We start from the raw sequence: 12,962 nt of genomic DNA on the forward strand, positions 1-12,962 counted from the left end.
TGAAGCTAAAGCTGTAAACTGTATAGAATGTGGAATTTGTGAGAGCCATTGTCCACAGGATATTCCTATTAGAAAAGAATTGAAAAATGTGAGAGAAGCTTTAAAATAACACAATAGTAGGGAAAAAAGATTAGAGTTAGTAATAAAATAAAAGCAGCAATAAAAAGAAAAAATTTTTCGAACTAAAAAGTCACTTTAATTCAATATTTTTGATATGATCCTCCCCCTATTTGTAGGACACCTAATTAAGATATATAACTCAAACTCCGCACATGGATAACCTTTCTGCAAGTGCGAAGTTTGAGTTTTAAAAAGTAATAAATTCACCTCCTAATTTGATATCATTTCCTTTTTAATCATTCTGTAGTTCTGTCTGAGCTGTTTCGTGAGAATAAATTAATCTGGTATTTTTTGCTAAATAATATTTAAATTTCAAGGTGCAAAAGCACTTTTACAAGTGTGTAATTTGAGTATATAATATAATTAGGATGTGCCTAAAATTTCATTTATGACGAAATCTCTTTTTTGTAACTCTAAAAATAATTTTGGGAAAATTTCTTTCATACATTATGTGACGTAACGAAAAAACCAAAAAGAGGTGTTAGTATGAATTCATTATCAGAAGAAGATAAGAAAAACTTAGATTTGCGGCTGAGGAGAATAGAAGGACAGGTTAGAGGCCTGCAGAGAATGATAAAAGAAGATAAATACTGTGTGGATATTTTAACACAGATAAACGCATCCAGGGGTGCTTTAAAAAAAGTAGCACTCAAAGTACTGGATAAACATATAAATGGATGTGTGAAAAATGCTATTTCAGATAAAAAAGGAGAACAGGAGATTATTGATGAGCTGCTCGATGTTATAGATAAATTTACCGATTAATATAACAGCCCTTTTGTGTTAAGTCTCATTAAATTTAAAGGTGGGGTGAAAATTTAATGCTTGCACTGGAGAAAATAATTGCTTCATTTGTAATGCCGCCCGGACTATTTATTGTACTGCTGTTTATTCTGACAGTTTATCTTATTATTAAGGGAAAAAGTGGAATTATAAAAATTATCTCTGTAATTTTTCTGCTAATTATGATAGTATTATCAAGTGGAATTGGTATAAAAATACTGGTTATTCCACTTGAAGATTATGCAGACAGTATAAGTGTTGAACCACTAACCCCACATCCGGTGGCTGTTCTTGGTGGTGGAATATATTACAGAGAAGGGAGAGGAGCTTATCCCGGTCTCTACAGCCTGCAGAGAATTATTAAGGCATATAAAATACACAATCTGCACAGGACAGAGATTATATATAGTGGAGGGGTAGCTTTGGGTTATTCGGAAACATCTGAAGCTGAAGTAGCTGCAGATGTACTGGAAAATCTGGGGATGGAAATGGAAAATTTTATAGAAGAAGATAGAGCCAGAACTACATTCGAAAATGCTGAACATATAAAACAGTGGATGAATGATAATGATTATGATAAAATTTATCTTGTCACTTCGGCCATACATATGGCCAGATCAGCTGCTGTTTTTAAAAGTCAGAATATAGATTTTTTACCGGTTCATTCGGGATATATCTTCAGCCATAGGCTGGGATATTTAGAATATTTACCTAATCGGGGAGCTCTAACAGCAAACTTAAATGCCCTGCATGAGTGGGTGGGGCTTTTCTGGTATTATCTAACAGACAGAATTTAGATACAGAAAAAGTAGTTTAAATTAGAGTCTGTTAAATAAAATGTTAATTAATCTTATGATGTGGGAAAATCATCTTATTGATTTCTTAAGAAAAACAACAATATAAGTCATATAAGAAAGGAAGTTGAATATGAAGATCGATTTACACATGCACAGTACATATTCTGATGGAACTCTCAATCCTGAAGAACTTGTAAAAAAATCTGCTGAGAGGGGATTGGAAGCTATTTCTCTGACAGATCACGATACAACAGCAGGAACAGCTGAAGCTGCTGAAGTGGCACAAAAAAATGATATAGAATTTGTACCTGGGATAGAAATATCGACCTATCGGGGTGAAGCAGAATATCACATTTTAGGTTATTTTATAGATGTAGAAAACAAAGAACTGCAAAAGCTGTCTGAAGATATTATTCAGTCTCGAATAGATAGAACCAAAAAAATTATCAACAAATTGAGTGAAATGGGATATCAGCTGGATTATGAAGACATAAAAGAATATGCTTCAGGAGTTAGTGTAGGAAGACCACATATTGCAAGAGCACTTGTCAAAAAAAGTTATATTGAGGAGATAGATGATGCTTTTACTGATGAGTTGATCGGGGGAGGAAGTCCTGCATATGTTGAGAAGGAGAAGGTAAAACCAGAAACTGCTATAAAAACTATTTTAAAGTCAGGTGGAATTCCTGTAATTGCACATCCATTTTTGATAAATCATGGAGATCCCTTAGAAAAAAAGGATATCGAAAAATTAAAGCAGGCCGGACTTAAAGGAATAGAAGTTTATCAGAGTAAACATGATGAAGTTAATACTTTAAGATATAAAAAAATTGCTGAAGAGCTGAATCTCTTAATAACAGGGGGTTCTGATTATCATGGAGATAATTCGCCTGGAATCATGCCTGGAGAATGGGGAATAGATTATGATGATTACCAAAAATTAAAAATTGCAGCAAATACAGATTAAGATTAATTATCATTATAAGGAGAATTCTAATAATATACTATTGAGTCACTTAAATATACATGAGTTACTTAAATATACAGCTGAGAAAAGCAGCAGAATTTTTGAGTCAAACAGTGAGCCAAACAGGATAAATAGAAAATTTTTTATAAAAAACTTGACAAAGACTGAAAGCAGTGATAAACTTTTAAATAACTTAAATTTAAATAAATTAAAAATAAATATGAATCATCTAGAGTGGCGGAGGGACTGGCCCTGTGATGCCCGGCAACCTACCTGAAATATAGGTAAGGTGCTAATTCCTGCATTTCCTTGAATGGAGATGAAAGATGAGGGGTAATTTAATCCTCTCATAGAGGATTTTTTTAATGCAGGCCGCTCTAAATAGGAGCGGTTTATTATTTTGTGAAGGGTGATCTGACAGTGATAAAAATAGAAAATTTAAGAAAAAGTTATCAATCAACACAGGGAGATATAGAAGCAATATCCGGGCTTGATCTGGATATAAACACAGGTGAGATATTTGGTATTATTGGCCCAAGTGGTGCCGGGAAAAGTACTTTGATACGAATGCTTAATCTGCTGGAAAAACCAACAGCAGGATCTATTAATATAAATGATGTTGACCTGACAGAGCTCAGTTCTAAAGACTTAAGACAGGCAAGGCAGAAAATAGGCATGATTTTTCAGCATTTTAATCTGCTGACTTCGCGCACTGTTAGGAGTAATGTAACTTTTCCTCTGGAAATAGCAGGAGTAGGGAAAAAGCAGAGAGAAAAGAGAGCAGATGAGCTGATAGAGCTTGTAGGACTGACAGATAGAGCTGATCACTATCCGGCTCAGCTTTCTGGAGGGCAGAAACAGAGGGTTGGTATAGCCAGGGCACTTGCCAATGAACCGGATCTTCTCCTTTCTGATGAGGCAACATCTTCACTGGATCCAGAAAGCACCAAATCTATTCTGGATCTTTTAGGTAAAATTAGAGAGGAAATGAATTTAACGATAATTCTCATTACACATGAGATGGGTGTAATTAAAGAAATATGTGACAAAGTTGCAGTAATTGAAGAGGGAAAGGTTATAGAAGAAGGAAAAGTGCTCGATATATTTGCCAGACCGCAAAAAGCTCTTACTAAAAAGTTTATAAGTTCTGTGGTAGACTTCGATCTGCCGCCAAAAGTTATAAAATTAATTAAAGAAAAGCGTCCGGGCCAGCTAATTAGAGTTTCATTTATTGGAGAAAAAACCCACAGGCCGCTGATATCCTATCTGGTAAAACAGTATAATATAGATGCCAATATACTTTATGGTAATATAGATGAGATTCAGACAGTACCTTTTGGAACCCTTATTCTGGATTTAGAAGGTAATCCGGAAAGTATAGAAAAATCAATAAATTTTTTGATAAATGAAGGATTAAGAGTGGAGGTGTTAGAGAATGTTTGAGGCTTTATCAGGACTGGCCCGGTATAATGATTTAATGTGGTCAGGACTTTTGGAAACATTATATATGGTGGGGCTTTCACTTTTTGTGGCAGTTTTGGGTGGTATTCCCCTTGGTGTAATAACTACAATTACCAGAGAAGGGCATATTCTTCCCAATAAATCACTAAATACAGTTTTGGATGGAATGATTAATATTGGCAGATCAATCCCATTTATTATTTTAATGGTGGCAGTAATTCCATTTACCAGAATGATAGTGGGAACTTCCATCGGAACAACAGCCGCTGTAGTACCGCTTTCTCTGGCTGCTATACCATTTATGGCGAGGATAACTGATAATGCTCTGCTGGAAGTTGATCCAGGAGTTATAGAGTCTGCCCACTCAATGGGAGCTACTCCCTGGCAGATAGTATATAAAGTTCTGCTGCCAGAATCACTGCCTGCTATAGTGCTTGGTATTACTTTAACTGCTGTAAGTTTAATTAGTTATTCTGCAATGGCAGGAGCAGTTGGAGGGGGTGGTCTCGGCGATATCGCTATCCGTTATGGATATCAGCGGTTTAAGCTGGGTATTATGCTGGAGACCATTGTTATACTGGTTTTGCTGGTGCAGATAATTCAGTGGCTCGGCAATAAAGCTGCCGGTGCTTTTGATCATAGATAAAATTATTGAATATAGATGCTGGTTATGTTTATATAGAGACTTTTTTAGAAAAATTAGATTTGACGTAACAAATTTGAAAAGGAGAGGATAATAGTGAAAAAAAAATTAATTGTATTAATTGTATTAATTGGAGTATTGTCTATTTTACTGGCAGGAACTGTGGGAGTATTTGCAGCCGATTCTGTTCTGAAGGTTGGTGCAACTCCTGTTCCACATGCTGAAATATTAAACCAGGTTAAAGATGATCTTGCAGAAGCCGGTATTAAGCTGGAAATCGTTGAGTTTACAGATTATGTAACACCAAATATTGCTCTTTCTGACGGCAGTATTGATGCAAACTTTTTTCAGCATGTACCGTACCTTAATAATTTTAGTAAAGACAGAGGTTTAGAACTTTCTGCATTAGATCCGATTCATGTAGAGCCGATGGGATTGTATTCTGATAAATACACTGATGTAGAAGAACTGCCGGAAGGTGCAGCAATAGCAGTTTCTAATGACCCATCAAATGAAGGTAGAGCACTGCTTCTGCTGCAGGAAAATGGATTAATAAAACTTGAAAATCCTGAAGATCTTAATGCAACTCCATTTGATATAATAGAAAACCCCAAAAACCTGAAGTTTGAAGAACTGGAAGCAGCACAGCTGCCGAGAATTCTGCCTGATGTAGCTGCAGCGGTAATTAATACTAATTATGCACTGGAAGCAGGTCTTAATCCAATGGAGGATGCACTTCTTATAGAAGGAAGTAATTCTCCCTATGCAAATGTTGTAGCTGTAAGAAGTGGGGATGAAGATAGAGAAGATATAAAGAAGCTGATGGAAGTACTCCAGACTCAGGAAGTTAAAGATTTTATTCTAAAAGAATATGAAGGATCAGTTGTTCCGGTATTTTAATTTAAACGGTAAAATTTATTTACCTGGAGGTGTCAATTAGGCACCTCCATTTTCTTTTTCAGCTGATTTGTTGTATAATATAGTTACTGAAAAAGAGGTGAAAACTTATGAAAAAAAGTTTATTCAGCTTATATAGAATATTTAAGTTTATGAAGGATTCTGATATTAAATTAAGTAAAAAAATGCTTTTTTTAGTTCCTGTTATATATTTGATAATTCCCTTTGATTTTATCGGGGATTTTTTCCCACTAGCAGGTCAGCTGGATGATATAGCTGTATTTGTTTTAATGTGGCCCATACTTAAAAATCTACTCAGTAAATATGATAAAGGAGAAAGAGATTTAAATAAAAGTCGGAAAAAACACCCTGATACAGTAGATATCTCCAGAGAAGATTATACTGTAGAATGATAGAAGACTGAAAAAAATAATATTTTTTTAATCAGCCGATAATTTTATCGGCTGTTTTTTTGTGTAGAAGATGGATTGTCAGTCCTTTCTGCAGCTTTAAAAATAAAGTTAGAGAATTTTTTTAGATATAATTTGACATAATGAAATTTTTTTTATATAATTAATGACTGACCGGTCAGTATAATAATACAGGGGGTTTAGAATGAGTAAAAATAGAGATACAAAAGAGGAGATATTAAAGTCTGCAGTGAAACTGTTTTCAAAAAATAATTACCATACAGTATCAATGCTGGAAATTGCTGAAGGTGCAGAGGTCAGCAAAGGTACGGTTTACTGGTATTTTGACAGCAAAAAAGAACTTTTTCGAGAAATCATTATACAGGGCCAGGACTATTTTAAGGAACATTTTAAAAAAATAGCAGAATCTAATAAAAATACTGAAGATAAAATTTGTGAAATTATAAGAACTGTCCTGGAAACTTTAAATGAACACCTGAATTTGCTAACAGTTTTTAGAAATAATATGGAATTAATTAATAAAGAAATTCAAAACAAACTGGAAAAAAAACATGATGAAATTATAAGAATTTTTTCTGAAATTATTAAAGAAGGTATGGATAATGGAATAATTAAGAAAGAAAATCCTGTTCATATTTCAACTATGATATTATCAGTTTTGTTTACCCCACATACACAGGATATAATAATAAATATAGATGGAATAGATAATCAGGTAGAGTTTATTTATAATTTTATAATGAATGGAATACGCAGAAAGGAGCAGTAGTATGCACAAAAAAATACAAAATAAAACAGCAATTATATTTGCTCTAATTTTGATCATTTTATCTGTCAGTACAGCAGTTCAGGCTGCAGAAGAGTTAGAGTTAAAAAAAGCAGTAAAGATTCTTTTTGAACAAAACAGAACATTAAAAAATGCCAGAAAAGATATAGAAAATGCTGAAAAAGATATTCAGCTAACAGTCAGGTCGTATTTTCCCACACTGAATCTGCAGAGTTCATATACAAAGATGGATGAAGGCCAGCCTCAAATATCATCTTTTGGTCCTGTTGAAGGTCCTGATGAAAATTACAGTACTTCTGTAAATCTCACACAGCCGCTCTGGCTGGGAGGGAAGATTGGTATACAGAAGGAAATAGCCGGTTATAATCTGGAAATAGCCAGAAGCAATTATGAAAAGGTACTGGAGGAACAGCTGTTTAATCTGATTCAGTCCTATTATGGTGTTCTACAGGCTGAAGGAATGGTAGAAATAAGAAAAGAAGCTCTCAATATTGTAAATGAGCATCTGAGAGTTGTAAAAAATAGGATTGAAGCCGGTACAGCGATAAGGCAGGATCTGCTGCGCAGTCAGATAGAGCAGAGGAGTGCAAAAGAAGAATTGAGCTCAGCCAGAAATGATTTAAAAATTGCCCGCAGAAGGCTGTCCCAGCTTCTTGCTTCTGAAGCAGAATATAATACAGTAAGGCCGGAAATTGATTTTGATATAAATCTCAATCAGAACGAACTTTTTAAAACGGCAGTTGAAAATAATCCGGATTTAATGGTTTTAGAGCTGAACAGACAGATAGTAAAATTAACCAAAAAGCTCGACAGCCAGTATTACCGACCTGATATAGCACTCAATGGATCTTATGACTGGAGTGGAGACGAATTTATGTCAGAAGAGGGAGAAAACTGGTCATTAACAGTTGGAGTTTCTGTTCCACTTTATGATGGTGGAAAGGGAAACATAAATGCTAAAAAAAGAGCAAACCAGATGGAAAAAATTAATAACAATCAGCAGGATTTGCTGGAAAACCTGCAGATAGAAATTAAAGATGTTGTTTTGAATGTAGAAGAAAATAAACAATCAATTGAACTGGAAAAGCTTTCACTGGAAAATGCTAAAGAAAATTTAGCAATTGCCAATGTAAGCTATAGGGCAGGAGTAGCCAGCAATACTGATGTAATAGATGCACAGTCAACATATAACCAGGCCAAGGTTTCACTGCTCCAGGCAGAATACAGTTATGAAATTGAGCAATTTAGAACTTTATATAAAAGCGGACGCATAAAAGAATACTTTAAGGATGTGATAAACAATGAAAAATAAAATAATACTTATCTTACTGCTGTTAGTCTTTATAAGCTCTACAGCCTTTGCGCAGAATAATACTCAGGTTGTAGAAACTGCAAAATCTATTAAAGAAGATATTAGTATAAATGAAATAATTACAGGTATCCTAACTCCAATTCAGGATGTAGATATTCCGGCCCAGATCGGTGGAGTAGCAGAAAAGGTTAATGTAGAAATTGGAGAGGAAGTTAAGAAAGATGAAGAACTTATAAAAATTGATGATGAGTCTCTTTTAATTCAGAAAAAACAGGCAGAGGCTTCTTTGGAGAAAGCTCGTGCAAATTATCAGGAATTAAAAAATGGAGTTACTAAGGAAGAAATGGACAGAGTTCGCTCCACTTATGAAAATGCAAAAGCAAGTTTAGAAAGTGCAGAAATAAATCTTAAATTAATGGAAGAAATATATAATGACAGAAGAGCTTTAGAACAGCAGCTTGTTAGTGCTGAACAGCAGCTTGAAAGCTCAAAACATAATTTAAATCAGGCTAAAATTAATTATGAGCAGGCAAAAAGAGATTATGAGCGTTCAAAAAAATTATATAATGATAATGTTATTTCTGAAAAAGAATTTGATAATGCAACAAGTGCCTTTGAAAATGCTGAAGTTTCTTTAAACCAGGCAAAATCAGCTTTTTCTTTAGCTGAAGAAAATTATCAGCTTGCAAAGAAAACATTTAACAATCCAACAGAATTAAAACAGCAGCTCGAAAATGCGCGGAGGCAGGTTAAAAATGCCCGCAGTAATTTAGAAGTGGCAGCGGCAAATTTAGCAGAGGCAGAGCGTGGTCCCAGGCAGGAAAGAGTAAGAGCCGGTCTGGCTTCAGTAAGACAGGCGGAGGCAAGTCTGGCCCAGGTTGAAGATCAAATTTCTAAAACTCAAATAACAGCACCTGTTGCCGGCTTAATAAATAAAGTTAATATTGACCAGGGAGAAATAATAGCTGCCGGTCAGACCGTTATTCATCTGGTTAATATTAAAGAACTTTATGCAGAAATTGATGTTACAGCCTCAACTGCCTCTGCAGTTAAAAAAGGTGAAACTGTAGAAGTAAAAGCTGAAACAATGCAGCATTATATAGAAGGCGAAATTACCAATATATCACCCGCAGCCGACCCTTCCAGCCGTACCTATTTAGTTAAAGTTAAAATTCCTAATCCTGACCACAGGTTGAGAGCGGGAATGTTTGCTGATGTTAAATTATCTAAGGGAAGTTCAGGTTCAGCAGTTGTGGTACCAATAGAAAGTATAGTTAATTTAAACAGTGACCAGCCCTATTTATTTATTATAAAAAATAACAAAGCAGTAAGAAAAGATGTAAAAATTGGAATTACTACTGACAGTCGGGCTGAAATTTTAAGTGGTCTCAGTGAAGGGGAGGATGTAATCATTAGAGGTCAGAGCAACCTTCAGGATGGTCAGTCAGTTGAGGTGAGAAATTAATGAAGTTATCCGATTTTTCGATAAAAAGATCTGTAACAACTGCGATGATAATCTTGATGGTGCTTTTGATTGGTTCAGTTTCTCTGTCAATGTTAAGCCTTGATTTGTTTCCAGATATAACTTTTCCGGGAGCAGCTATTATTACCAGTTATGAGGGTGTAGGCTCTGAGGAAATAGAAAATTTAATCACAAAAGAAATAGAGAGTGCAGTAGCTACTGTTGAGGGAGTTAAAAGTATTACCTCAACTTCCTCAATGGGTTCTTCAACAGTGGTCGTAGAATTTAACTGGGGTCGTGATATGGATTTTGCTGTTCAGGATCTCAGAGAACAGGTTAATTTAATTAGTGATGCAATTTTACCGGAAGATGCAGATGAACCCCTGATCTTTAAATTTGATCCTGCTATGATTCCGATTATGAATTATGGTGTTTCAGCAGATGGATTGGAAATAGATGAAATTAAAGAGGAAGTTGAAGATGAATTAATTCCCCGTCTGGAAAGAATTTCGGGGGTTGCTCAGGTTTATATGCAGGGTGGACTGGAAAGAGAGATAATTGTATCTGTAAAGAGAGAGAAACTTAAACATTATAATCTTGGTTTTAACACGATTACAAATATTGTCAGCAGTGAAAATATAAACGTATCAGCAGGCGATGTCCTGCAGGGTGATACAGAATTTTTAGTTCGGACAATCGGTAAATTTTCTAATTTAGATGAAATTAGAAATATTAATATTCCGGTGGGAAATGGACAGATTAAATTATCCGATGTAGCAGAAGTTAAGGATGGTTTTGCTGATTTAGAAACTTTATCCAGAACTAATGGAAAACGCAGTTTATCACTCGCAATCCAGAAACAAACTGATGCAAATACCGTTAATGTAGCAAATGCTGTTAGAGAAGAAATAGAACAAATAAAAAAGGATTATCCTAATTACCATTTTTCAATTGCAATGGATCAGTCTGAGTTTATAAATAAATCCATTGCCAGTGTAAGTCAAAATGCTATTGTTGGTGGACTGTTAGCTGTAATTATACTTTTTTTGTTTTTAAGAAATATTCGCAGCACAATAATTATTGCAACAGCGATGCCGATTTCAATTATTGGCACTTTTATCTTAATGTACTTTGCTGATGTTAATTTAAATGTTATATCTCTTGGTGGTCTTGCTCTTGGAGTCGGTATGCTGGTTGATAATGCAGTAGTTGTTCTGGAAAATATTTATAGATACCGTAGTTTAGGTGAGGGTAAAGTGGAAGCTGCCCGAGAAGGATCCTCTGAGGTTGGAATGGCTATTGTTGCTTCCACAATTACTACTGTAGTTGTTTTTTTACCCATAGTTTTTGTTGAAGGAATGGCAGGTCAGTTATTTAAGGACCTGGCACTCACAGTAGCTTTTTCTTTAATTGCTTCTCTGATAGTTGCTTTAACCCTGATTCCTATGCTGTCTTCCAAGATTTTGAAAGTTACACAGAAAGAATTAGACAGAACTGAAAAAGAAGGTAGAATAAGAAAAATTTATCGGACAGCACTGAGCAGAGTGCTTAAACACCGCTGGGTAGTTGTCGCATTATTAGTAGTTCTGCTGATCGGTAGTTTGGCACTAATTCCACAAATAGGATTTGAATTTATGCCCAGTACAGATCAGGGATCATTTTCAGTCACCTATGAACTCCCGGTAGGGACTTCATTATCACGTTCCAACGAAGTTTCTACAGAAATTGAATCTGTACTGATGAATATAGAAGAAATTAAAACAGTAATTGCTACAGTTGGATCTGATAGTCAGAGGATGTCTACTTCTTCCAGCAGTCATGTGGGAATTATAAGTGTGGACCTGGTTGATCTGGCTGAGAGAGATCGGTCAACAGCAGAAGTAATGGAAGAAATTCGACAAAAAATTAATATCCCTGATGTAGACCTCACTGTCGAAGAACAGCAGGACTTTGGTGGAGGTGCACCAGTTAATGTAAAACTATTTGGGGACGATTTAGATGTATTAGAGCAGGAAACTGCAAAAGCCACTACAGCCATAGAAGATATTGAGGGCTTAAGAGAAATTGACAATAGTTTTTCAGAAGGACAGCCCGAATATAGAATAAAGGTTAACCGCTCTATTGCAAGCCGCTTTGGTTTAAATGTAAGTCAAATTGCAAATACAGTTAGAACAGCTATCAATGGAAGTACTGCAACCAGATATGAAGTTACCGGTGATGAATATGATATTAGAATTCGTCTGGAAGAAGATCAAATAGAACAGATGTCTCAGGTGCCAGAACTTAATATTCAAACTGCATCTGGTGAAATGATACCATTAAGCAGGATAGCAGATCTGGAAATTGCTGAAGGACCAGTAGAAATTTTACGCAAAGATCAGGAGCGTCATTCTGAAATAACTGCTGATATTCACGGTGTAGACCTTGGTACAGTAATGACTCAGATTCAATCTCGCTTATCAGAATTAGAATTACCGGATGGTTATAGATTCAGCTATGAAGGTGAATTTGAAGATATGCAGGAATCATTCAGCAGTCTTGGGATGGCTTTCGGACTGGCTGTAATTTTAATTTATATGGTTATGGCTTCTCAATTTGAATCATTAGTCCATCCATTTACAATTATGTTCACTATTCCACTGGCTTTGATAGGTGTAATATTTGGGATGTATATAACCAACTCTATAGTTTCTGTTGCTTCAATATTGGGTTTAATAACTCTGTCTGGTATAGTTGTTAATAATGCTATAGTAATGGTTGATTATATTAATCAGCTGCGCCGCAGAGGTACAGAAAAGATTGAAGCTATTATAACAGCTGGAACGGTTAGGCTGAGGCCTATTATGATGACTGCACTGACAACAATTCTGGGTCTGCTGCCTATTGCTATTGGTATTGGCGAAGGTTCAGAATCAACTCAGCCAATGGGGATAGTTATTGTAAGTGGACTGACATTTGCTACTTTCTTAACATTATTTGTAATTCCTATTTTCTATTCCTTAATTACTGATCTAAGGGCATTTATTATTGCTAAATATAAAGGAATAACCCGGGAGGAAGCAGAAAAGAGGATATAGAAGGGTAAAATGTTGACAAAAAATTATAAAGGAGAATAAGATATGACTGTTAGAGAATTTGCAGATGAGTTTGATCTGGAAGTGGTTGCAGGCCCGGCTCTGGATAAAGAAATAGGTGGTGTATATTTTGGTGATAGAAGTTATAGTCTGCTAGCAAACCTCGTGGGCTTGCCCCGAGAAAATAGCAGACGGTTTTGAATTTCAATTATTATGTTTAGCTAATAA

13 protein-coding genes and 1 riboswitch are annotated in these 12,962 nt (G+C 35.3%); all 13 genes read left to right on the forward strand.

What is annotated here, in order from left to right:
* On the forward strand, positions 1-109 hold a 109-nt coding region (locus DER71_RS12575), incomplete at its 5' end, for a 4Fe-4S binding protein (RefSeq protein ID WP_147269420.1).
* Between the two features lie 497 nt (positions 110-606).
* Positions 607-885 (forward strand): metal-sensitive transcriptional regulator, encoded by a 279-nt coding sequence (locus tag DER71_RS10925; RefSeq protein WP_114457418.1) that lies wholly within the window; start codon positions 607-609, stop codon positions 883-885.
* A gap of 56 nt (positions 886-941) precedes the next feature.
* On the forward strand, positions 942-1,700 hold the full coding sequence (locus tag DER71_RS10930) for a YdcF family protein (RefSeq protein ID WP_114457419.1): 759 nt from the start codon (positions 942-944) through the stop codon (positions 1,698-1,700).
* A gap of 130 nt (positions 1,701-1,830) precedes the next feature.
* The gene (locus DER71_RS10935) at positions 1,831-2,667 is read left to right on the forward strand and encodes a PHP domain-containing protein (RefSeq protein WP_114474627.1); all 837 of its coding nucleotides are present in this window, start codon (positions 1,831-1,833) and stop codon (positions 2,665-2,667) included.
* Positions 2,668-2,889: 222 nt separating this feature from the next.
* A riboswitch (SAM riboswitch) is annotated at positions 2,890-3,000 on the forward strand.
* 87 nt (positions 3,001-3,087) lie between these two features.
* Complete coding sequence (locus DER71_RS10940; RefSeq protein WP_114457467.1) at positions 3,088-4,110, forward strand: methionine ABC transporter ATP-binding protein; 1,023 nt, start codon at positions 3,088-3,090, stop codon at positions 4,108-4,110.
* Positions 4,103-4,774: a methionine ABC transporter permease gene (locus DER71_RS10945; protein ID WP_114457421.1), complete on the forward strand. Its 672-nt coding sequence runs from the start codon at positions 4,103-4,105 to the stop codon at positions 4,772-4,774. The genes DER71_RS10940 and DER71_RS10945 overlap by 8 nt, the downstream gene beginning before the upstream one ends.
* Before the next feature lie 93 nt (positions 4,775-4,867).
* Positions 4,868-5,671, forward strand: a complete 804-nt coding sequence (locus DER71_RS10950; RefSeq protein ID WP_114474628.1) for a MetQ/NlpA family ABC transporter substrate-binding protein — start codon at positions 4,868-4,870, stop codon at positions 5,669-5,671.
* Between the two features lie 107 nt (positions 5,672-5,778).
* Positions 5,779-6,081, forward strand: a complete 303-nt coding sequence (locus tag DER71_RS10955) for a YkvA family protein (protein WP_114474629.1) — start codon at positions 5,779-5,781, stop codon at positions 6,079-6,081.
* 202 nt (positions 6,082-6,283) lie between these two features.
* Positions 6,284-6,868, forward strand: a complete 585-nt coding sequence (locus tag DER71_RS10960; protein ID WP_114457424.1) for a TetR/AcrR family transcriptional regulator — start codon at positions 6,284-6,286, stop codon at positions 6,866-6,868.
* A 1-nt stretch (position 6,869) separates the two neighbouring features.
* Entirely contained in the window at positions 6,870-8,198 is a 1,329-nt protein-coding gene (locus DER71_RS10965; protein ID WP_233486961.1) for a TolC family protein, read from the forward strand.
* Positions 8,188-9,663, forward strand: coding sequence for an efflux RND transporter periplasmic adaptor subunit (locus DER71_RS10970; protein WP_114457425.1), 1,476 nt, complete (start codon positions 8,188-8,190; stop codon positions 9,661-9,663). The genes DER71_RS10965 and DER71_RS10970 overlap by 11 nt, the downstream gene beginning before the upstream one ends.
* On the forward strand, positions 9,663-12,737 hold the full coding sequence (locus DER71_RS10975; RefSeq protein WP_114474630.1) for an efflux RND transporter permease subunit: 3,075 nt from the start codon (positions 9,663-9,665) through the stop codon (positions 12,735-12,737). Before DER71_RS10970 ends, DER71_RS10975 begins: the two co-directional genes overlap by 1 nt.
* Positions 12,738-12,779: 42 nt before the next feature.
* A complete protein-coding gene (locus DER71_RS11990; protein WP_158531817.1) occupies positions 12,780-12,935 on the forward strand; it encodes a hypothetical protein in 156 nt (51 codons plus the stop codon).
* The last annotated feature ends 27 nt before the right edge of the window (positions 12,936-12,962 follow it).

Source organism: Halanaerobium sp. DL-01, from assembly GCF_003338615.1.
Classification (GTDB): Bacteria; Bacillota; Halanaerobiia; order Halanaerobiales; family Halanaerobiaceae; genus QPJE01.